Source organism: Gordonibacter sp. Marseille-P4307 (assembly GCF_900604965.1).
Classification (GTDB): Bacteria; Actinomycetota; Coriobacteriia; order Coriobacteriales; family Eggerthellaceae; genus Berryella.
Window position 1 is genome coordinate 452506 of sequence record NZ_UWPD01000001.1, and the last position, 22299, is coordinate 474804.

Below are 22299 nucleotides of genomic sequence, written 5' to 3' on the forward strand. Positions count from 1 at the left end.
TCCCCCTAGAACACAGCCTCGTCATCGGGCGAAGGCGGGGCGTCGAACAGGCGCGGCACCTTCCACTCCCCCATCGTGGCGGGTGGTTTCTCCCAGCGCGGGTCGTTGTACACCTTCATGGAATCGGGCCGGGCGGCGCAGATCAGCGTCAGGTCGAACTGGCGCGCCAACTCGATGGTCAGATCGGTGGGAACCGCCTTGGATACCAGGATGGGAATGCCCGCGCGGATGGCCTTGGTCACCATGTCCACGGGAATGCGCCCGCTGGTGTAGATGATCGCCTGCGATAGGTCGTCGCGGTTGCGCAATGCGCAGCCGATCACCTTGTCGAACGCGTTGTGTCTGCCCAGATCCTCGCAGGTGTACAGCACGTTTTCCCCAATAGCAAGGTAGCAGCTGTGGGCCCCGAACGTCCGCCGGTGCATGGGCGTGTCGCCCGAGAACGCATCGGCCAGCCGAAAGATCCAAGCGGGATCCCATGGCACCGGCGTCACGGGTCTCATGCCCTGACCGACGGTTTCCAACGCCTCGAACACCTTGTTGCCCGTACAGCACGACGGGACGATGGGAGCCGATACCGGGCGGAAGGCGCGCTTTTCCCTTAGCAGCACGCGAATGATGGTCGCGTGCTCGCAAAGGTACATGAACTCGACGTCGTCTACCGAATGAATGACCCCTTCTGTGAACAGCCTCCCCAACACCAGCTCCTGCAAATCGAACGGAGAGCAGACGATGCGCATGCTCAGCCTGCCGTCCAGATACACGTCAAGGGTGTGCTCGCCCTGAACATCTTCCCCTTCGAAGCTGCGGCGGCCGTCTCTCAGGTACACCTCGGCCGGATACCGGAAAACGGCTTCCTGCTGTTCGGATCGGTCAAGAGATTCCATGCTGCCCCCGTACGTACTTCGATTTCTCGCCACCTGAAAACCCTAGGACATCCCAGGTATGAATTAGATGGTATTTGGGCAAATTCCCGCACATGAACACGGGGCTGTGGCAATATCGAGAATTGGATAGCCGTGCCGCCTGGAAATGGACGCCGACGCGCCTGGAAGGGCCGGCAAGCGAACGCAGCATAAACGCAACACCGCCGAACCTTTGGCGAGCTAGGAGATCGCATGGGCCTTTTTTCCCGCTTCGAGAACAAGATGGAAGACACGCTGGAAGGTGCCGCCAACAAAATGTTCGACGCGCCTATCTCGCCTGTTCAGATAGCTAAGAAATGCGAAAAGCAGATGAGGCGCGAAACCATGGTGGGCGCAGGCAAGCAGTTCGCCCCCACGCTGTACACCATCCTGGTCAACCCCGGCGACGACGAGCGCCTCTTCGGTTACTACCCCACCCTCGCAGGCGAGACCGAAACCTACCTGAATGCCAAAGCCGCCGAGGAAGGCCTGGTCATGGACGGCCAGCCACTGGTGCGCTTCGTGGTGGACGAAACGCTGAAGCACGGCAAGTTCGACGTTATCGCCGAGGCCGTCGCCGCGCCCATCGTCGCCCAGCTGCGCGAAGAGGAGCTGGTGCGCTACGGCATCGTGGCCGCCCCGGCCAAACCCCAGAGCGCACCCGGCTACGCCCAGCGCGCATCCGATCGCGCCGTCCGAGGCCAGGCCCGACCCACCGCAGGCGAATACGGCCAGAACGCCTACGCGCCCGAAGCCGTGCACGCCGGCTATGCCCAGCAAAATTCCCAGAACCTGAACGATCCCGCGCTGGACGGATACGCCGAACGCGCCGGGGCCCCGGCGCGCAAGCCGCCGCTTCCCTACGTCCCGGAAGACGAGATCGACTACTCCATCGACTACGGTCAGTACACCTTCGACAGCGAGGACTTCGAAGACTACCGCTCGAAAGCCGAGAGGGACCGTCGCAACCGCGCCCTGTACGGAACCAGCCAACCCCTCGAGCAGGATCGCGCCGCGCGGCTCGGCGGGGCGCCGGCGGCACCGCCCATTCCCGTCGGCGGCGCCGCTCCCGCATCCGCCCGTCCCGACAACGGAAGCTACGCAACCCGCAGCGGCAACTCGCTGCCGCTGGCCGGCAGCAGGCGCGCCCGCGTGATCGATCGCGCCTACCAGCGCACCTACGATTTGGCCGGCGCCCACATCACGCTGGGTCGCGGAACCGGAAACGATATCGTCGTGCAGGACTCGGCCGCCAGCCGGCGCCATGCCGAGCTTCGCCTGTCCCCCCAGGGATACTGGACCCTCACCGATATGGGCTCGACCAACGGAACCCTGGTGAACGGGGCCGCCATCACCGTGCAGACGCTCCAAAACGGCGACACCTTCACCATCGGCAAGACCAACTTCCAGTTCGTCGTCGGCTAGCATCGCTCGTTATCCCCGTTCACGGGTCCGTACGTTACCACTGTTGTTTAGGAGCGCTTTATGATCGACGTCGTTCTGCTTGCCGGACGACTTCTGTTCGTCGCTTTGCTGTTCGTGTTCCTGTTCGCCGTCATGCGAACGGGGATCGGACTGGTGCGAGGGCAGCGCAAGAAAGAGCGGACCTGGAACCTGTCTGTCGAGAAGGGTCCCAAAGAACTGCGCGGGGTTTCCATCGTCGTGCGCGGGCCGGTTATCGTCGGCCGCAGCCCCAACGCCGATATCGTCATCGGAGCGGGCTACGTCTCTGCGCGCCACGCACGATTCACCCTCATGGGGCAGAACCTGTTCGTCGAGGATCTGGGCTCCACCAACGGCACCGCCGTCAACGGCCAGCTGTTGAGCGGGCCCTCCGCACTGCGTAACAACGACATCGTCAACGTCGGCGACGTGGCCATTCGCGTGAGGCACAGCTAATGGGCCGCCGCAGTTCCTACCGCTCGACCGAACGTTCGCGCAAAGGCGCCATCACGCCTTTCGGGAGCCGCACCGATGTCGGATGCGTGCGCGATCACAACGAAGACTCGCTAATCGTAGCGCCTCCGCTCTACGTCGTGGCGGACGGCATGGGAGGGCACGCCGCCGGCGAGGTCGCTTCCGAGATCGCCGTCGGCACCATCGCCAAACACGCTCCCGAACATCCCGACGCCCTGGCGCTGGCGGAAGCGGTCAGGCAGGCCAACCGCGCCATCATCAAGGCCGCATCGGAGAGTGTCGGACGCGAGGGCATGGGCACCACCTGCACCGCCGCAATTCTGGATAAAGACAAGCTGGTCATCGCCCATGTGGGGGATTCGCGCGCCTACCTTCTGGGCGACGGGCGCCTGCACCAGATCACGCGCGATCACAGCCTCATGGCCAACATGATCGAAGCGGGCCAGCTGACGCCCGAAGAGGCGCGGTCGCACCCCAACCGCTCTGTCATCACCCGAGCGCTGGGCAACGATCCTGCCACCGAACCCGATCTGTTCGAGATCGACGTTCAAGCCGGCGATCGACTGCTTCTGTGCTCAGACGGCCTGACGGGCATGCTGCGCGACTCGCAGATCGAGTCCATCATGACGCGCGTGAAAGACCCTCAGCGGTGCGCCTCCCAACTGGTCAACGAAGCAATCGCCGCAGGCGGCGTCGACAACATCACCGTCATCATCATCGATATCGTGGGACAGCGCGAAAAGCAGATCCGCCGCATCGCGCGCCGCGCGAAGATCACCGTCGCGTTCGCCTTCATGCTGCTAATCGCCGTGATGGCCGCCGGCGCCTACGGCTCGTGGTGGTACTTGAACCACTCGGCCTACCTCGCCGCCGAAGACGGCTACGTGGCCATCTACCGCGGGGTTCCCGGCGAAGTGCTGGGATTCAGCCACTCGGAACTGATCGAGAAGACCGACGTGAAGGTGGGCGACCTTCCCGCGGGAAGCGCCGACCGTATCCAGGACACCCTGCGCGTATCCGATCTGGACGAGGCGTATAGCCTGGTAGACCAATACCGCGAAGAAATCGACTCCCGGAAGGGGGCGAGCAGGATTTGACGCGCCGCAACCTCGAACTTGCGCTCCTCGTCATAGGGGCGCCCGTCGTCATACTTCTATTCGCCATGCTGGCCTTGAACCAGGGCGAGTCTATTTCCGTGAACTCGCTGGGGGTGCCGCTGGGAATCTTCGGCGCCTTCCTGGTGTCGCACCTGGCCGTGCGGCGGTTCGCCCCCGAAGCCGACCCCGCCATCCTGCCCATCGTATTCGTGTTGGCGGGCATCGGCATCTGCTTCGTCACCCGACTTGCGCCCGATCTGGCGGTCAACCAGGTTGCCTGGCTGTTCGTAGGCGTCGGGGCCATGGTGGGCGTGCTGGCGCTGTCCCGCAATATCGAAAAGGTCGCGAACTACAAGTACACCTTCATGGTGCTGGGCATCGCGCTGCTGCTGTCCCCGATGGCCCCGGGGCTGGGACAAGAGATCCTGGGCAGTCGCATCTGGCTGCACATCGGGTCGTTTTCCTTCCAACCCGGCGAGGTCGCCAAGATCGCCATCGTGCTGTTCCTGGCCGGATACCTCTCCACCAACCGCGAGATGCTGTCGGTTTTCACCATGAAGGTGGGGCCGCTGCACGTACCCGACCTGCGCACCCTTCTTCCCATGCTGGTGATGTGGGTTGTCGCGCTGCTGGTGGTCGTGTTCGAGAAGGATCTGGGAAGCGCCCTGGTGTTCTTCTTCGTGTTCTTGGCCATGCTGTATGCGACCACGGGCAAGAAAACCTACCTGATCGTGGGCGTCGGACTGATCATCGTGGGCTTCCTTGGAGCCTGGGGCACGTTCTCGCATGTGCAGACCCGCGTCGCGAACTGGCTTGACCCCTTCGCCGACGCGCAGGGCGCCGGATACCAGATGGTCCAGGCTCTGTACTCCATCGTCGACGGCGATATCTTCGGACGCGGCATCGGTAACGGGATGGCCGACCAGATCCCCGTGGTCGAAAGCGACTTCATCTTCGCCTCCATCGCCGAAGAGGCCGGCCTTCTGGGCGCGTCGGGCGTGCTGCTGCTGTACGTAAGCCTCGCCATCCGCGGCTACGTTACCGCCAGCCGCGCGAAAAGCGACTTCAGCTCGCTTGTGTGCGTCGGTCTGACCACGATCATCGTGCTGCAGGCATTCATCATCGTGGGCGGCGTGACCGGACTCATCCCGCTTACCGGCCTCACCCTGCCCTTCATCAGCCAGGGGGGCTCGTCGCTTCTGGCAAGCTTCATCTCCGTGGGCTTCCTTCTACGCTGCGGCGACGAGGCCACGGGCGTCGGCGAGGAAATGGCCAATGCCACCATCACCATCAACAACAACAGCGTGCTGGGCCGCGTGTCGCTGGGCAGGCGCCTTACCCACTCCATCATCGCGTTCGGCCTGATGTTCTCGCTGCTGGTAGGCAACTTGACCCAGCTTATGGTGGTTAACGCCGCCGAATACCAATCCATGCCCGGCAACAACCACACGTTGGCGAAAAAGGCGCGCATCCAGCGCGGCACCATCACCACAGCCGACAACGTGGTCTTGGCCGAAAGCACGAGGAACGCCGACGGTTCGTACAGCCGCGTCTACCCCGCCGGATCGCTGGCAAGCCAGGTGGTGGGATACCAGTCCGATCAGTACGGCACCAGCGGCATCGAATCCACCCAAAACGAAGCCCTCGCCGGAACCACCAACCATGCAACCTGGCTGGACGTCCTAAACCAGGAGGCCGGCATCACCACGGCGGGCAACAGCGTCGAACTCACCTTAGATTCCACCGTCCAAACCGCCGCGCAAAAGGCGCTTGAGGGCTACACGGGGGCCTGCGTGGTGATAAACCCCGAAACCGGAGCCGTGATCGCCATGGCCTCAAGCCCCACCTATAATGCGGCTGATTTCGAGTCCGTCATCAAGGCAAGCGCCCAAAGCACCGACGACTCGTCTTCAAGCCTGATCAACCGCGCCACCCAGTCGCTCTACGCACCGGGTTCGACGTTCAAGATCGTCTCGCTGGCCACCGCGTTTGAAAACAGCGTCGCCACGCCCGACACCACCTTCACCTCTCCCGGCGAGATCACCATCGGGGGCGGCAAGGTCACCAACTTCGACTCCAACGACTACGGAACCCTCACGCTGAAGCGCGCGACCGAGCTGTCGTCGAACACGGCGTTCGGCCAGCTGGGAATAAAGATCGGCGCGAACGCCCTTGTTTCGGGAGCCGAGAGGTTCGGGTTCAACGCCAACCTGAAGTTCGATCTTCCCACCGCCACCTCCCTCATGGCCGACCCCAAGACCCTCAGCGACTGGGAGCTGGCCTGGGCCGCAGTCGGACAGCCCGTCGGCGACGACGCCGTGGTGGGCCCGCAGGCAACCGTGCTGCAGATGGCTCTGACGGGAAGCGCCATCGCCAACGACGGCGCCGTCATGAACCCCTATCTGGTCAAGTCTATCTACAACGCGAACGGCGAGCGCAGCTTCACCGCATCGCCCAGCGTGCTTTCCCAGGCAGTTAGCGCCGAGGTGGCATCCAAGGTGCGCGACGTGCTGAAGGGCGTGGTGAGCAACGGAACCGGTACCGCAGCGCAGATCCCCGGCGTTCAGGTTGCGGGGAAAACCGGCACCGCCGAAACGGGAAAGAAGCTTGACGACAGCTGGTTTGTGGGCATGGCGCCCGCAGACGATCCCAAAGTGGTTGTCGCCCTCGTGCTCGAGCAGGATGGCACCGAAGGCGATGGCGCGGCAAAAGCGCAAAATGTGTTGAAAACGGCACTTAAGCAAGAGGGACTTCTCTAAGATGCGCTATTCTAGTAACTCATATTGCCGAAACTACTTAAATGCAGCATAAACAGGCAAAAAGGAGCACCACGTGACTGGATCGATGACCGGTCGGTTGTTGAACAACCGCTACATGATTACCGAACGAGTCGGCGTCGGCGGAATGGCCGAGGTCTACCGCGCCCAAGACAACGTGCTGGGCCGCACCGTTGCGGTTAAGGTCATGCTGTCTCAGTACGCCGAAGACGAGGTATTCACCGCGCGGTTCCGCCAGGAGGCGGCGGCGGCGGCCAACCTGCAAAGCCCCTACATCGTGAACGTGTACGATTGGGGCCAGGACAACGGCACCTACTACATCGTCATGGAGTTCGTTCGCGGCAGCGACCTGAAGAACGCCATCAACCAGCGCGGGGCCATCAACCAGCGCAAGGTTGCCGAAATCGGCTCGCAGGTTTGCCAAGCCCTTTCGGTAGCGCACGGCCTGGACATCATCCATCGCGACATCAAGCCGCAAAACATCATGGTGCAGCCCGACGGAAACGTCAAAGTGATGGACTTCGGCATTGCGCGGGCGAAGAACTCCACCATGGCGAAAACCTCGGCCGTTCTGGGAACCGCGCACTACATCTCTCCCGAACAGGCTCAGGGCAAAGACCTCACGCCCGCAAGCGACATCTACTCGCTGGGCGTGGTGCTGTACGAATCCGTTACCGGCAAGCTGCCCTTCGACGGCCCCGATGCCGTAAGCGTGGCCATGAAGCAGGTGCAGGAGGCTCCCGTGCCTCCCAGCCAGGTGAACCCCGCCATCGATTCCGACTTCGAGGCCATCATCTTGAAGGCCATGAGCAAAAACCCGCTCGAGCGCTTCAACACGGTGCTGGAAATGCGGCGCGCCCTGAACGATTACCTGGCGGGCCGCACGGTGAACGTCGGCTCGTTCAACACCGCTCAGACGGCCGCCATGACCTCCAACCTGCCGGTGATGAACGCCGGCAACGGAGCCTACGCGGGCGCCGGTTCCACGTCGGTCATGCCCGCCTTGGCCGAGGAGGCCCACAACACCGGAACGGCGGGCGGTAGCGCGTATCTGAACTCGAACAGCAAAAAGCAGGGGCGCGGCAAAACCGTCGGCATCGTAGTGGCCGTCCTCGCAGCCATCGTGCTTATCGCCGCCGCCGTGCATTTCCTGGGAAACTCGGCAGATGGGGTTGAAGTGCCCACCGTCACCGGCTCCACGCTCGAAGAGGCCACCGAATCCATCCAGAAATCCGGGTTCACGGTAGGATCGGTTCAGTACAGCTACGACTCTTCGGTCGAAGCGGGCAAGGTGGTTTCGCAGGATCCCAAGGGAGGATCGAAGGCGAAGGCCAAATCGAAGATCAACCTGGTGGTTTCCGAAGGAACGGAATCCGTCGAGGTTCCCGACCTTACCAACATGACCCCCGAAGCGGCCCAGAAGGCGCTGTCTGCGGTGGGTCTGAAGTACGTAGCCGGAGCCGCCGAGCACTCCGACCAGGTGGCGTTGGGTAAAGTGGCGCGCCAGAACCCCGAACCCGGAACCAGCGTCGCAGCCGGTTCATCGGTTACCTACTACCTGTCCGCCGGCGAGGAAACCGTCAAGATCCCCAACGTCGTGGGCATGAGCGAAAGCAAGGCCAAGGTCACGCTTGAAAACGCCGGATTCAACGTCGAGGTGGAAAAGACGTCGAACGCCAACGTCAAAGAGGGCGACGTCATCAGCCAGACCCCGACGGCCAACAGCGGAGCCAAGGCCGGAACCACCGTGCTGATCACCGTCAGCGCCGGAGCCAACAGCTACACCGTGAAGGTAACGGCGGGCGAGGGCGGCAGCGCCTGGGCCGAACCCGATACCGTAAGCGAAGGAGGTAGCGTCACCATTCGCTACCAGGCTAAACCGGGATACAAGGTTTCTCAGGCTACAGGCGCATCGGGAACGGATTTCAAGGCCACCAGCGCCACCGAGGGCAGCTTCACCGTGAACAACGTGACCCAGAACCTTAGCATCTCCGTCACGTTCGTGCCCGACTCAAGCGGAAGCGCCAACGGCGGCGGAAGCGGGCAGGCCAACAACGGTGGCAACACAGGTGGCGGAACAGCTCACTAGGCGCTTGTCGTCTGCTACAATGTTCAGCACGCCCTCGTAGCTCAGGGGACAGAGCACCGCTCTCCTAAAGCGGGTGTCGGCCGTTCGAATCGGCCCGGGGGCGCCATCGAAACCATCGGGCCACACGTCGAACAGATTTGCGGTCCGTTTCGTTTCCCGACAAAGCCAAGGTCTGGCATCATTCTCGGCGAAGGGGAAACCGCAGGATCGGATTGCGGTCCAGGCTCGGGAATACGGCCCGCCCACCCCGAGAAAAAGCGAGAAAGGACGCCGGGTGTCCCAGCCGGTTCTCACAGCCAACCAGAACAAGATGCTCGTTGATGGTTACGAGGTCTTTTCGCAGGCGTTCCCAGCTGAAACGACCGAGCTGAGCCGATTCTCCTACAAGCATTTCGGCAACCCCGACCTCCTCGAAACGCCCGCCACCTTCGCCTACGAAAACGGGCGGGCGGTGGCAATGCAGTGGTACCAGGGCGTGCCCATCTCGTATGCGGGAGACGTCATCATGGCGGCCATGACCGCCGATACCGCCGCTGTGAACGAAGGCCAGGGCTTCCCCTTCCTCAGATGCTTCCTCGAAGGAAACAAGAAGATGAAAGAGCTGGGAATCCCCTTCCGCATGGGCAATCCCGACGCCGAATCCTTCCCCGTCGTCACCAAACTCGGCGATACCGTCATAGAAAGCTTCAACCAGGTGTATATCACTCGGGACGAGCTTGGCGAACGAGCCCCCTTCTCGGGCCTGGGCGGCGCCATCGGGCTGCGACGCCCAGGCCCACTCGAGCGCATCAACCGCCTTTCGAAACGGGCGAAGGGCCTCGCCTTCTCCGAATACGACGCCTGCCCGTTTTCCGATGCGGATTACCGCCGCATCAACGCGGAGAGCCTTTTCTCGCTGAAGCGCGGCGACACCTATTACCGATGGCGCATCGACGAACAGCCGGGGAAGTCGTTTCGCTACCTCGTAGCCCGAAAGAACGGAGAGCTCGCCGGCTTTTTCGTCATATGGCCGCGCGAAGACGGCTGGACCGAGCTTATGGACTGGGGCCTGTACCTCGATGAAGCGGAAAACCAGGCCCTGTTCGCAGCGCTTCTATCGCGCTGCATAACCTGGGGTTCGAGCTTCTTCGCCTCGTTCCTCAGCGAAAGCCGCGACGAGATGCGCTACTTCAGAAACGTAGGGATACACCCCTATGCCCCTCAAGGATCCTCCGTTATCGACCACATAACGATCGCCCTTTTATACGAAGCTTTTGACAAGCGCGTCTTGAATGGATCGGACTGGAAGATACGCAAGTCCGACCTGGACTTCTCCCTCAACAGACTGTAAGAAACGAGGCCGGCCGATGGATGTAACTGTAGTCGATCTTTTCAAGGAGTCGCTTCGCTCGAACCCAGATGGAATCCTGTTCTCAGACGAACGCAGATCGCTCACCTATCTCGATGCGGACGAGTCCACAGCAAGAATCGCACGGGCGGTTGTCTCGCGCGGCCTGTCGAAAAAACCAGTGGTGATCTTCCTCGAAAAGACGGTCGAATGCCTCGAGGCGTTCATCGGCGTGGTTCGCAGCGGAAACTTCTATTCGCCCACCGACGTCACCATGCCTGCAAGCAGAATCGAATCTATCTTCGCCACGCTCGATCCTGCGCTCGTCATCACGAACGACCAGCTTCGGGACCGCCTGGATGCAACAGGGTACGACGGCGACGTCCTCAACCTGTCCGAACTCGAATCCGAATCCCTGGCTGGCCCGAGCGAACTCGATCGGGCCGAAGGCTCCATCATCAGCACCGATCTTTTGTATGTGCTGTTCACCTCGGGCTCGACCGGTATTCCGAAAGGAGTCGCCATATCCCACGGCTCGGTGGTGGACTACGTTAACTGGACCACCTCGACTTTCGGCTTCGACGCCGACACCGTCCTGGGAAACCAGGCACCGTTCTACTTCGACAACTCAGTATTCGACATCTATTCCGCCATCCGCTGCGCAGGCGCGGCGCATATCATCCCGCCGTCGCTGTTCTCATACCCCGCACCCCTGTTCGAGCATATGAAGGATCGGGGGGTGAACGCGATCTACTGGGTTCCGTCGGCTCTCGTGCACATTGCGAACCTTAAGGGACTGGAGGGAACCGACCTCCCCGACTTGGAAACGATCCTGTTCGCAGGCGAAGTCATGCCGAACAAGCAGCTCAATCAGTGGCGGCGGGCCTGCCCCGAAACGCTCTTCGCGAACCTGTACGGCCCGACCGAGATAACGGTCACCTGCACGCTGTTCGTCGTGGACCGAGCCTTCGAAGACGACGACCCCCTCCCGCTGGGAGCGGTGCGCCGCAATGCGGAGATCCTCCTGCTCGATGAAAACGACTGCCTGATCACCAAGCCGAACAAGATCGGGGAACTGTGCGTTAAAGGGATCTGCCTCGCCCGCGGGTACTACGGAGCCCCCGAGAAAACCGCAGAGGCCTTCACCCAGAACCCCTGCAACCCCCACGTACCCGACACCATCTACCGCACCGGGGACCTGGCTTATTACAACGAACTGGGCGAGCTGGTCTTCTCATCCCGAAAAGACTTCCAGATCAAGCTGGGAGGCCGAAGGATAGAGCTGGGCGAGATCGAAACCGCCGCTTCAGCCGTCCCCGGTGTCGAGCGATGCTGCTGCCTGTTCAACGCCCCGGAAAGCAAGATCGTGCTGTTCTCAAGCGGTTCATGCGACAAGGCGTCCCTGAGAAACGGCCTGCGCGACAAGCTGCCGCGATACATGATTCCCGCCTCCATCGTGATCATCGACAGCCTTCCCTTGAATGCGAACGGTAAAATCGACCGCACGAAACTGAAGGAGATGCTTTGATGGCCGGCGTCGCGGGCAAAAACCCTTCCCCGGTAGCCTCGCTTCAAGACTTTTTCGAGATCATGCGGGCTTTTAAGGAAAGTGCCGCAAGCGGCGTCCACGGAAACTGCTACCTTATGCCGAACAAAGTCGAGTCGCTTGTCAGCGAAGGGGCCCTGAGCTTCGCTGCCGGCGAAACCACCTTGGCATTCTTCGAGCGCCGCGACGGGTTCATCCAGGTCCACTTCCTGCGGAAAGAGGCGGCCAACAGCGAGGCGTCGGACAAGGCGGCCCTCGACATGCTCGCCGAGCCCCGAGAAGAGCTCCTGATGGCCGAGATCCCCTTCTCTGCAAAGTCCGCAGGTGAAGATATCCCCGGCGGTGCACGCGCATCGATCGATTTCCTCGAACGATGCGGTTTCTCGACCGCCCGCATCAGCCGACGGCTCTCGCTGCGACCCACCGTGTGCGACAGCCAACCCGGTGCGCCCGAAAACGGCCGCGGCCTTGATGCCCCGGCGTCCATCGAGATCGCAAGCGTTTCTGATGCGGCATCTATAAGCCGAATGCTCGAAAAGGGCTTCGATCCGTTCTGCGATTACATCCCAACCGATCGAGAACTGCGCGACACCCTCTCGTCAGGCAGGGTTTACTGCATACGAGACGCCTCAGAAAGCCCCGTCGCCTTCCTACATTGGAGCCGGTCGGGGGCTGCCAGCGAACTCAAGCACCTCTACGTCGAGGACGGCGCGCGCGGCCGCGGATACGCCCGCATGCTGGTCCGCCGCTATCTCGAGAATCTACCTCTCAACGTGAAAACCTGCTTCCTCTGGGTAAACGATGCGAACGAACCTGCATTGGCCTTGTACGATGGTCTTGGTTACCGGTTCGATGGCCGAAGGGCCGTCGAGTTGACGAAAGGGATATAGATGGAAGTTTCAGCCGAACAGATTAAGCAAATAGTCGAAAACGTCAATCCCTCAGCCCTGAACAGCGACGGCCTTATCGAAGAAGGAGCTCTGGATTCCCTCGACATCGTCACGCTCGTAGCCGATTTCGAGGAGGCCTTCGGCATTTCGATCGACGTTTGCTACATCACGCCCGAAAACTTCAGCAGCATCGATGCGATGGCTGCATTCCTTAGGAAGGCGCAAAGTGAGGGCTAGCGAACCGAAGCCGATGGTGTTCTTCGTCCCCCATCAAGACGACGAGTACCTGACGTTCGGTCTGGCCATTCTCAGAGCCTCGCAAACCCACGACGTACATGTGGTGCTGTGCACCGATGGCAGCCTGGACGACACGCGCAACCAACTGGGAAGCGGAAAACGCTGCTACCTTCCCGAATTGGGAAAAGGACGGCGCATCCATTTCGGCAGGCATCGCTACGATATCTCGGTACAGGAATTCATCGGGATCAGAGACGAGGAATTCCGCACGGGATGCGAGCTTTTGGGAGTACGTCCGAACAATGTCCATATCGCCCCGAATCGTGCCGTCGACGGCAGTCTCTCGCCTGATTTGGCAAGCGAGATCATCCGCGACTACCTGTCCACGCTACCCGAGGCCGTCGTCTGCACCGAGGTTCCCATCGACTGCCCGCTGTACGACCCGAACGCCCCCGGCTACAGCGACGTGTACCATGCGGATCACCATGCGCTCGGAAACGGGGCACGCATGCTTTTCGAGAGCGGGCAGATAACCGAGCTTGTCTACTACGCCGATCCGTATTACCTGCAGCTTTTCAAGGACGCTGCTCCGCATATCGATTTCAAGGCACTTGTGCCCAACCAAACGGAGCTCGGAGCGCTGCGCAAAGCTGCGAAGGCCTATCGGCGCTGGCGACCTTCCCGCCGGCAGTTCGCAGTTGCCTGGCACAGCGCATCCCCTCTATTTCCGCAGATAACCGGCGATTGGAACAACTACTTTTACCAAGTAAAACCTACCAAGTAGCACTTGAAAATCAAAACCACCCCTCAAAGGGGTGGTTTGCTCTTAGGGTATAACCCAAAGGATGCCGGCCAGCGCCTAAAGACGCTGGCCTTCACCCTGTTCGGGCCCTATTACCATTGACCTGTGGCCGCCGGCCAAACCAGCGCGCCGGGGCGACGGACCAGCTCTTCTTGCAACCTTTCGACGAGAAGGGATCTTCGCACTCCCTAACGCTCAGCTTATCCAGGGCGATGTCCGCCGCCCCCTACTCAACTATTTCTCAACCCCCAAAGTCAATCCCGACCCGCTTACCAAGGGATAGTAGGCCCAGCTTATGCCACACGAAACAAGAGTCCAGTACTGACCACTTTTCCCTGAAAACTTCTCGAGTCGAACTCCTTGTCCATTTTCCAGACCAATCGGGGTAAGGCACAATCCTTCATACCCTTTCGGATGAATAGAAACGACACTGTCCGGATATTCAGGGTAGCTAATCTTTTTTAGAACCCAGGATTCTTTTTCAGATCCCGCCGGGCTAATCCGAACCGCAGCCCCATCTTCCACCGACTTGTAAGACAATCTCTTTCCAGGTTCACAAATCGGTTGGATCACAGCGGAGGACATGTCCTTCGACAACAGGCACCATTTCTGAGAAGCGATGAGGCCCGGACGATAAATCCTGACGGACTCCAGACCGGAGTCTGAGCCCGGGTTAACACCATCCGCCTTGCCATTGTAGTGAAGAATTCCGTCCCAGGGAAAATTATAATAGCCTCTAATCACCGATTCCTTACCGGTCTGGTCGCCTGTTTTTCCACCAGTGATCTGGCCGTTTTCATTGATAAGAAATTCGCTGAGCATATCGGGAGATGAACTCTGACACATAGCCGTATGGCTCGCTTCATTCAGGTAAATATCCCCTTTTTGCGCCACGAAACTCATAGGCTTCCATTCAAAAAGCCCGGTTTTGATGAACGCCTGCTTCATGTTTCCCGTATAGGTTGGACCTCCAACCCCAAGCTTTCCAAGCGCCCCTGCATAGGCAGTACCCTCGAGAGCCAGCTGCCAGCATTCAATAACCGAACTCGAGCAATCTCGATCGCCTTGCTGGACTTTATAGCACTTTCCATCAACCCACACGTCACAGGCCCCTTCTCCATCACCCCAACGGCCAGAGCCCTGCGTATAGCCATGCCAGTCATGCTCACACAGATGTTTATGGCACTCAGCAGCCACTTTCGCACAATTTGTCATCGTTCAATCCCTTCATCGCCAAATCCGTCCGTCCTAGGATCACTAATCACTCCAAGACAGACTAAAACTGATAAAACCGCATTAACCGCATCGATTACTTCGGGAAAACCCGTAACTTCAACCAACCTAAACCCGAAAAGAGACATTGCTGCCTGGATTAAGAGCAGAGATGCAGAAATTGCAGTGCTCCAAAACGCCTTGTTTCTTAACCTAGGCCCCCAATCGATCCCCGCCCAATTGTTACCCTCCCTACCCTTGGGGTGTAATTTGAACACTATCTTCAATTTCCGCATTATTCACCTCCTAAGTAAATTAATTCCACTTTAAGCGCTATACAGTGGATTTATTGGCATTATCCTAGGATATTATCTGAAACAGTAAATAAATTCTTGTTTAATGTCAAGAATTTATTTACTAAAATACGGAAAGGAGGTTATACATGATAATTTCGAAAAATATCAGAGCGCTAAGATCCGCTTACAATCTAACCCAAAGGGAGCTGGCAGAAATAGCAAGCGTTACGGAAAACGCTGTATCAAAGTGGGAAAACGGTTATGCGGCTCCTCGGTTAGGCGCCGTTGAAAAAATAACAAGCCATTTTGGCCTAAGTACGTCTGCCCTTCTAGAAAGCTTTGAGATTCAAAATGGGGGGGGATCGGATCCCTCACGATCATCCAAAGAAACCCTGTCTTCTTCTAACCTGGCTTACATTCCATTCAGGCAAAGCGGGTTATCCGGATTGAAAGCGATTGATCAGACGGAGACAGAGCCCTGCAATAAAGTGCCTGTGCCTTCATTTTTGGTCGAGTACTTCCCGGATTGCTTTGTGTTGAAAAACGATTCCGACGATATGGACAGATCAATCCCCCGAGACTGTTTAATCGTTGTAACCCCCGACACGAAACCAGAAAATGGATCCATTGTCCTCGTCTCAATCGACCAGGGACCCCTTCTTATTCGACGACTGCTCCGAACAAATCAGACAATTGTCCTGTCTGCCGAGAGTTCCGCTTTAAAGTGTAATGACCTGGTATTTCATACTGATTCCCATAAAAAGATCTCGTTCGTTGGCAGGATAATATGGTTCCAACCTGAGCGCATTCTCTGAGCGCAGCTTCTTCGTCAAACACGATAGGCGACATACCAAGACATCAATGTGAAAACGCTCTAACTTACCTTTATGATTCCCTCCCTGCGGTCCCAATTCCCGTCGATTAGTCTACCCTCAACATCGAGGATCTTACAACTATGCTTCATGCTAGACTTTCCGAGATCCCCATTTTTCGAATTTAGCAACATATCGGGTAGCAACGTCGAATGAATACCGCTTCCCTCGCTAGAAGATTCTTTTCTATCCCTTTGGCCATTACACCCGATTTCTCCGGTTATCGCTAATACATCTATAAATAATCGAAGGCGGCTGCACGATGCGACCGCCTTCGGTGCTTTTCTGCTGCAGCCCTCTACCGAGCCGCCGAGCGCTTCCCCAGAACGGGAACCGCCACCGCCAAGAGCGCCAGACCGAACACCAGCGACGGCCACGGGCTCATCGTGAACCCTGCCATCAGGTACCCGATGAAGCACACCACCATGACCAGCGTCGCGTACGGAAGCTGGGTAGACACATGACGCAGATGGTTGCACTGCGCGCCCGTCGAGGACAGGATGGTCGTGTCGGAAATGGGAGATACATGATCGCCGTACACGGCCCCGCCCAGCGTTGCGCCGATCGCAACCAGGAACAGCGGGTTGTCCGCCGGAAACACGCCCAGCACGATGGGAAGGATAAGCGCCACCGTGCCCCAAGACGTGCCCATCGCAAACGCAATGAACGCCGCCACCAGGAATATGATGGCGGGAAGCAGCGCCAGGCTCGCCCCGATGCTGGTAAGGAAGCTGGACACGAACTCGCCGGTGCCGATCATGTAACGGCACACACCGCCCAGCGACCAGGCAAGGACCAGGATCATAATCGCACCCACCATCGAGCGCACGCCCTCCGAGATCCCCTCGGTGAACCCCGGGAGAGTGGTCAGGCCCCGCGGAAGGAACATCGCTGCAGCAACACACAGGGCCACCACCACGCCGATGCACAGCCCCGAAATGGGATCTTCGCCAACAGCGGTGGCGAAATCGACGCCTTCGAAGAACCCGCCGACGAACAACATACCGACGATAGAGAAGATGATCAGCGCGACGATGGGAATAACCAGGTCGTACACGCGCCCCCTGTCGGAAATGTTCAAACCCTTGTAAGCCTCGGAAGCCGCCTGGGCTGCGCAATCGATGTCCGCCTCTTCGGTGACCACGGCGGGAACCTCGGGACGACCCGCCAGCTCGTCATCGGACTTGCCGTCAATCCCCATCGAGGACGCCTTCTTTAAAGCGCCTGTCATGCTCAGCTGGGCCTCGCGCATCGGGCCGAACTCGGTGGCGGTGATGATCATGTAGAACACGAAGATGATGATACCCAGTACCGCGCTGAGAAGCTGGGCCATCTTCGCATTCTTGACGCGCGTGGCGACGAACTCGGCATACGCTCGCGAGCCGCCCGCGATGGCTATGACCACCACCAAAGCTCCCAACAATGCTAGGAACAAGATGAGGGCGGCATTGCTCGAAATCTGCGTGGCCATCAGCTGCGGGAGCATGGTGAACGCGGTGATGGCCTGCGACACGCCGGGCCCGTCGGCTGAAAACGTGTAGATCAGCAGCCCAGAGAGCACACCGATGGTCAGCGATGAGTACACCTCCTTGGTGACCAGCGCGAGGCCCAGCGCCAACAGCGGAGGCAGAATTGATCACAACCCTGTTGCAATCAGGTCGAACCCTTCCATAACGTTCCCTTCCAACTTCCCTGCATAAGCAAATCCAGTCGCTAGTATAAGGTACCGGCCCTGCATCGCAGAGCTGGCCGCCCAACCTTTTGCCCAAGCGCGCCCCCACCGCGACCGAAAGAGCCGCCGAAACGGACGGAACGCCCAGCGCGGGTGCGACCGACACGCCTAGTAGCGGTTGTCGAAGATGCGGCGCGTCTTCTTCTCGGAACGGGGCAGATCGCCGACGGGCACGCCTTTGGCGACCGGCGTCATGCCGATCTTCGCCTTGAATATGGCCTCGAGGTTGCGCTCGACGGCCTCGCGATCCTCGCCCGTCGCCTCAGTCTCGAAGAACACCGTCATGATGTCGTGACCCATCATGTGGTCGATCATCACCTGGTATTCCGACGACGTGCCGTCCGTGAAGGCGATGACCTCCTCGATCTGGGCGGGGAACATGTTCACGCCCTTGACCTTCACCATATCGTCGGTGCGCCCCGTGATGATGTCGATGCGCGGATGGGGGCTGCCGCACTCGCACGGACCGGGGACGATGCGGCTGAGGTCGTGGGTGCGGAAGCGCACCAGCGGGGCGCCTTCCTTCTGCAGCGTGGTGAGCACGATCTCGCCGGTCTGGCCGTCGGGAACTGGCTCGCCGGTCTTCGGGTCCACGATCTCCAGATACACGTAATCGCTCCAGATGTGCATGGCGCTGTCGGCGCGGCAGTTGATGCCGATGCCGGGGCCGTACACCTCGGTAAGGCCGTAGATGTCGTACAGTTCGACACCCAACTCGTTGGCGATGCGTGCACGCATCTTGTCACCCCAGCGCTCGGACCCGATGATGCCCTTGCGCAGGCAGATCTTGTCGCGAATCCCGCGCTTTTCGATCTCTTCGGCCAGCAACAACGCATACGAGCTGGTCGCGCACAGCACCGTGGACTTCATGTCCATCATCATCTGCAGCTGCTTGTCGGTATTGCCCGGCCCCAAGGGAACCGCCATCGCGCCCAGCCGCTCGGCACCCGCCTGAAAGCCAATTCCCGCCGTCCACAACCCGTATCCGGGCGTGATCTGCACACGATCACGCGGCGTAACGCCCGCATACTCGTAGCAGCGGGCAAACTGGATGGCCCAGTCCTCAACGTCTTTTTTGGTGTAGGGAATAATAACGGGCGTCCCGGTGGTTCCCGAAGACGAATGGATGCGCACAATCTGGTCTTCGGGCACAGCCGCCAATCCCAGCGGATACGCTTCGCGCAAGTCGCCCTTATCGGTGAAGGGGAGCTTGCGGAAATCCTCGATCGTTTTCACATCGCGCAAGTCGATGCCCTCGAATTTCTTCGCATAAAACGCCGAGCGCTCCTTGAGCGTCTGGAAAGATGCCAGCACGATCTTCAACTGCCAAGGGGTCATATCCATGCCTGTCCTGCTCTCCTTTCGACGGGCGGCCGCTTTGCAAAGCGCGGCGCGGCGGGCATTATACTAGCCTAGCAGCTTTTCCGAAGCGTTTCGGCCACCGCATCGACCGCATTCAGGTTCATCTGCACGAAACGGGGCTTCACGCACACCTCGATGGCGCGCTTCAAGTCGTCAAGCGACAGAGGAAGGCTCGACCGGCACATGGCTGCCGAAAGCAAAACGGTGTTCAGCGCCTTCCTGCTGCCCACCATCTGCAGAAGTGATCGATCATCCACTATCATCAGACGTTCGGGAGCCTTCGAGAACGCCTCGGATAAGCGGCTAAGAACCTCCCGCCCGTCATAAGAACGCTTGCTTAGAGCCGCCGTCACCGGCTGAACCGACGTCTGCGCCGTCACCAGCATGCCGTCGGCCGCCAGATACGGAAGCACGCGCGCAGCCTCGGCCGGCTCGAACGCGACAATCAGATCGGCCGAGCTTCTGCCCAGAAGCGGTGCGTACACCTCTTCCCCCCGATCGCCCATACGCACATGCGATACCACGCTGCCACCGCGCTGCGCCATGCCGATAGTCTCGGCCGTGCGAACATGCCAGCCTTTTGCCCAAGCAGCCTGGGCAAGTATCTTGGCGGCCAGCACCGTCCCCTGCCCCCCGACTCCCGTCAGAAGAATATCCAGCATAGCGGCCTCCTATATTTCTGCAGCGATGCAGCCGTACGGGCACACGCTTGCGCACAGCCCGCACCCGTTGCACAGATCCGAGTCGATGAACGCCTGACCGCGCTTGGCGCTTCGCGGGCCCTCTGCAACAGCGTCGAACCCGATAGCCGGACAGCCGATCTGGGTGATGCACTTCTTGCATCCCGTGCAAGATCGCGCATCGATGATTACCGGTCGATCCGGCTTGACCAGCTGAACGCACGGCGCAACGTACAGAACCGCCGAAGGACCCGGATACGCAAGGGCCTTCGTGGCGGCCTGGGTCGCGGCCTCCAGATCAAGCGGGTCGGCGCACTCGATGCATGCGAACCCGTTGGCCCGCAGCTCGTCTTCGATCGACAATGCGGGACGCTTCTTGCCCATCAGCGTTACCCCTGTTCCCGGATGGGGCTGCGACCCCGTCATGGCCGTAGTCGCGTTATCCAGCACCACCACCGTGATGTCGTGTCCGTTATACGCCGCGTTCGCCAACCCGGGCAGGCCGCTGGCGAAAAACGTCGAATCGCCGATGTAGGCGACCGCCTTGCGATCGGGCTCGACCGCCGCAAACCCTTGCGCCATGGTCACGCCTGCGCCCATGCACAGACAGGTGTCCAAGGCGTCCAACGGCTGGGCGTTTCCCAGCGTGTAGCAGCCGATATCGCCGCACTGCACGGCAGGCACGTTTTTCAAAGCGCGCTTCACCGCGTAAAACGCCCCCCGATGAGGACAGCCCGGGCACAGCACGGGCGGGCGCAGGGGAAGATCGATGCCCAGCTCGATAGCGCAGTCCGTCGTTCGACCCTCAGAGAATCCCGCCTCCAGAAAACCGGCCAGGCGTTGGGAAAGATCGTCTACGTCGTTTTCCCCTCGATCGCGCGTCGATCCGGAAAGCTTTCCCAGCACGTCATAGCCGCCATGCTGTCGCCCGCACAAACGCAGCAGCTCGTCTTCCAGCACATAGTCAAGCTCTTCGAGCACCAATACGCGCTCCAGACCCTCCGTGAAACGGGAAACCGCCGCCGCAGGGAACGGATACGCGGTTCCCACCTGCATGAAACGGTAGGCGGGAAGCTTTGCACCCGCATCTCGCACCCGCTCCTCGATGGCTCGCAGCGCTTCGCGCGCGTTCGCGGCGCTGGTTCCCCCGGCAAGTATTCCCAAACGCGGGTTTCGACCGTGCGCTTCAACGGGATTGAAGCGTCCAAGCCCCTCGGACTTGGAGAACTCGTCTGTCATAAGAGACAGCCTCTGGTTTATCTGGCCATGGGCCTCGTAAGAGCGTTTGGGAAAGATCACCCAGCGCTTGGCATCGCGCACGAAACCTCCGTCGATCGGCTCGCGCGCAAAGGTCTGGGCGGGAACCTCGAAAAACGCCGAAGCGTGATCGACCCGTGTAGTGGGCCTTACGATAACGGGTGTGCCGTAGCGTTCAGACAAATCGAACGCATCTTTAACCATGGCATACGCCTGTTCGGGATTGGCGGGGTCCAGAACGGGAACCTTTGCAAAGGCGGCGAACCGACGCGTATCCTGCTCGGTCTGGGAGGATATAGGACCGGGGTCGTCGGCTACCACCAGCACCACGCCGCCCTTCACGCCCACGTAGTTCAGGCACATCAACGGGTCGGCGGCCACGTTCAGGCCCATCTGCTTGCAGGTGAACAGGCAACGCGCGCCCGCAGCAGATGCGCCGGCCAGAACTTCAAGCGCCACCTTCTCGTTCGAGGACCACTCCACATGAACGCCATGCGCAAGCCCCTCGGCACGCCGGCGCGCAATGGTTTCGATGATCTCGGACGAAGGGGTGCCCGGATACCCCGCAGCCACCCGCACGCCGGCTTCAAGGGCGGCGATAGCCATCGCCTCGTTGCCCATCAGCAGTTGCTTCGTCATGTTCCCGCCTTACGACCAGCCGATCACCCCCGATCGGTACCGAACTCCCCGCGATATACCGATCGTCTCATTATAGGAAAGCGACGCTACCCAGTCCGGAAAAAGCGCCCAAGAAACGAACAGGGGCGACAAACACCCGAAACGAGCCTCGTATGCCTCGTCGCAAAATGTCACAGATTTGTGGCATTTTTCTTACCGGTTCATGGGGGACTCGCGCCAAGCCTTCACCGTAACCTGTGGTTGTCTACAAGGATGAAGCATCAGACACCGCACAGATGAAGGAGATGATCTCGATGTTTACATTCAACAAGAACAACCGGGGACGCGCCGAGACAGCCCGTTTCACGCGGAGACCTGCTGAGGCGGATGTGGGGCTACGGATGTGGTTCCCAACGCGGTGAAGCACGCGCAAAGCCGCATAGCCGTTCGCTACGACGGCATCCGCCTTTCGGTTTGGAACGACTGCGGCCGGCTTCCCAGCGACCTCGACCGTCTTTTCGATCGATTCAACACCCAGTCGCACGGCGGTACCGGCATCGGCCTTGCCCTGGCGCTGAAGATATCCGAGATGCATGGGTGGAAGATTTCCGCCGAACGGACAAACGGCGGCCTTCTGGTGGCGTTCTGCTTCGAGGGCAAGCGGCTATAATCGGACAAGGTAT

Annotated in this window: 19 protein-coding genes and 1 tRNA gene; 13 read left to right on the forward strand and 7 right to left on the reverse strand. The window is 60.0% G+C overall.

Going from position 1 to position 22299, the window contains the following annotated elements:
- Window positions 1–5: 5 nt before the first annotated feature.
- Window positions 6–887, reverse strand: coding sequence for a formate dehydrogenase accessory sulfurtransferase FdhD (gene fdhD, locus EIH26_RS02040; RefSeq protein ID WP_124060538.1), 882 nt, complete (start codon window positions 885–887; stop codon window positions 6–8).
- Between the two features lie 231 nt (window positions 888–1118).
- On the opposite strand from fdhD, the gene EIH26_RS02045 reads away from it, so the two are divergent.
- The 11 genes from EIH26_RS02045 to EIH26_RS02095 all read left to right on the forward strand — a co-directional run bounded on the left by EIH26_RS02045 (window position 1119) and on the right by EIH26_RS02095 (window position 13569).
- The gene (locus EIH26_RS02045) at window positions 1119–2330 is read left to right on the forward strand and encodes a DUF3662 and FHA domain-containing protein (protein WP_124060539.1); all 1212 of its coding nucleotides are present in this window, start codon (window positions 1119–1121) and stop codon (window positions 2328–2330) included.
- Between the two features lie 60 nt (window positions 2331–2390).
- Entirely contained in the window at window positions 2391–2804 is a 414-nt protein-coding gene (locus EIH26_RS02050; RefSeq protein WP_124060540.1) for an FHA domain-containing protein, read from the forward strand.
- A complete protein-coding gene (locus EIH26_RS02055; protein ID WP_124060541.1) occupies window positions 2804–3919 on the forward strand; it encodes a Stp1/IreP family PP2C-type Ser/Thr phosphatase in 1116 nt (371 codons plus the stop codon). The genes EIH26_RS02050 and EIH26_RS02055 overlap by 1 nt, the downstream gene beginning before the upstream one ends.
- Complete coding sequence (locus EIH26_RS02060; RefSeq protein ID WP_124060542.1) at window positions 3916–6678, forward strand: FtsW/RodA/SpoVE family cell cycle protein; 2763 nt, start codon at window positions 3916–3918, stop codon at window positions 6676–6678. The genes EIH26_RS02055 and EIH26_RS02060 overlap by 4 nt, the downstream gene beginning before the upstream one ends.
- Before the next feature lie 73 nt (window positions 6679–6751).
- Window positions 6752–8785 (forward strand): Stk1 family PASTA domain-containing Ser/Thr kinase, encoded by a 2034-nt coding sequence (gene pknB, locus EIH26_RS02065; RefSeq protein WP_241152727.1) that lies wholly within the window; start codon window positions 6752–6754, stop codon window positions 8783–8785.
- A 30-nt stretch (window positions 8786–8815) separates the two neighbouring features.
- Window positions 8816–8891, forward strand: a tRNA-Arg gene (locus EIH26_RS02070).
- Between the two features lie 168 nt (window positions 8892–9059).
- Window positions 9060–10115: a hypothetical protein gene (locus EIH26_RS02075; protein ID WP_124060543.1), complete on the forward strand. Its 1056-nt coding sequence runs from the start codon at window positions 9060–9062 to the stop codon at window positions 10113–10115.
- A 16-nt stretch (window positions 10116–10131) separates the two neighbouring features.
- Window positions 10132–11640, forward strand: a complete 1509-nt coding sequence (locus EIH26_RS02080) for an amino acid adenylation domain-containing protein (RefSeq protein WP_164470949.1) — start codon at window positions 10132–10134, stop codon at window positions 11638–11640.
- Window positions 11640–12548, forward strand: a complete 909-nt coding sequence (locus EIH26_RS02085) for an N-acetyltransferase (RefSeq protein ID WP_124060545.1) — start codon at window positions 11640–11642, stop codon at window positions 12546–12548. Before EIH26_RS02080 ends, EIH26_RS02085 begins: the two co-directional genes overlap by 1 nt.
- Complete coding sequence (locus EIH26_RS02090; protein ID WP_124060546.1) at window positions 12549–12785, forward strand: acyl carrier protein; 237 nt, start codon at window positions 12549–12551, stop codon at window positions 12783–12785.
- The gene (locus tag EIH26_RS02095) at window positions 12775–13569 is read left to right on the forward strand and encodes a PIG-L family deacetylase (RefSeq protein WP_164470951.1); all 795 of its coding nucleotides are present in this window, start codon (window positions 12775–12777) and stop codon (window positions 13567–13569) included. The genes EIH26_RS02090 and EIH26_RS02095 overlap by 11 nt, the downstream gene beginning before the upstream one ends.
- A 252-nt stretch (window positions 13570–13821) precedes the next feature.
- Here EIH26_RS02095 and EIH26_RS02105 read toward each other — a convergent pair whose 3' ends face one another.
- Together EIH26_RS02105 and EIH26_RS02110 are read right to left on the reverse strand one after the other, a co-directional pair.
- Window positions 13822–14802 (reverse strand): hypothetical protein, encoded by a 981-nt coding sequence (locus EIH26_RS02105; protein WP_124060548.1) that lies wholly within the window; start codon window positions 14800–14802, stop codon window positions 13822–13824.
- Entirely contained in the window at window positions 14799–15095 is a 297-nt protein-coding gene (locus EIH26_RS02110; protein ID WP_124060549.1) for a phage holin, read from the reverse strand. The genes EIH26_RS02105 and EIH26_RS02110 overlap by 4 nt, the downstream gene beginning before the upstream one ends.
- Before the next feature lie 146 nt (window positions 15096–15241).
- Here EIH26_RS02110 and EIH26_RS02115 point away from each other — a divergent pair, with 146 nt between their 5' ends.
- On the forward strand, window positions 15242–15910 hold the full coding sequence (locus tag EIH26_RS02115) for a LexA family transcriptional regulator (protein ID WP_124060550.1): 669 nt from the start codon (window positions 15242–15244) through the stop codon (window positions 15908–15910).
- A gap of 355 nt (window positions 15911–16265) precedes the next feature.
- Here the strand turns inward: EIH26_RS02115 and EIH26_RS02120 are convergent, their stop codons facing one another.
- The 4 genes from EIH26_RS02120 to EIH26_RS02135 all read right to left on the reverse strand — a co-directional run bounded on the left by EIH26_RS02120 (window position 16266) and on the right by EIH26_RS02135 (window position 21637).
- Complete coding sequence (locus EIH26_RS02120; protein WP_241152728.1) at window positions 16266–17552, reverse strand: Na+/H+ antiporter NhaC family protein; 1287 nt, start codon at window positions 17550–17552, stop codon at window positions 16266–16268.
- Between the two features lie 255 nt (window positions 17553–17807).
- Window positions 17808–19043: a phenylacetate--CoA ligase family protein gene (locus EIH26_RS02125; protein WP_124060551.1), complete on the reverse strand. Its 1236-nt coding sequence runs from the start codon at window positions 19041–19043 to the stop codon at window positions 17808–17810.
- Window positions 19044–19111: 68 nt separating this feature from the next.
- On the reverse strand, window positions 19112–19723 hold the full coding sequence (locus EIH26_RS02130; protein WP_124060552.1) for an indolepyruvate oxidoreductase subunit beta: 612 nt from the start codon (window positions 19721–19723) through the stop codon (window positions 19112–19114).
- A gap of 9 nt (window positions 19724–19732) precedes the next feature.
- On the reverse strand, window positions 19733–21637 hold the full coding sequence (locus EIH26_RS02135; protein ID WP_124060553.1) for a thiamine pyrophosphate-dependent enzyme: 1905 nt from the start codon (window positions 21635–21637) through the stop codon (window positions 19733–19735).
- Between the two features lie 382 nt (window positions 21638–22019).
- Here EIH26_RS02135 and EIH26_RS02140 point away from each other — a divergent pair, with 382 nt between their 5' ends.
- Window positions 22020–22286, forward strand: coding sequence for a HAMP domain-containing sensor histidine kinase (locus EIH26_RS02140; RefSeq protein WP_124060554.1), 267 nt, complete (start codon window positions 22020–22022; stop codon window positions 22284–22286).
- Window positions 22287–22299: the final 13 nt, after the last annotated feature.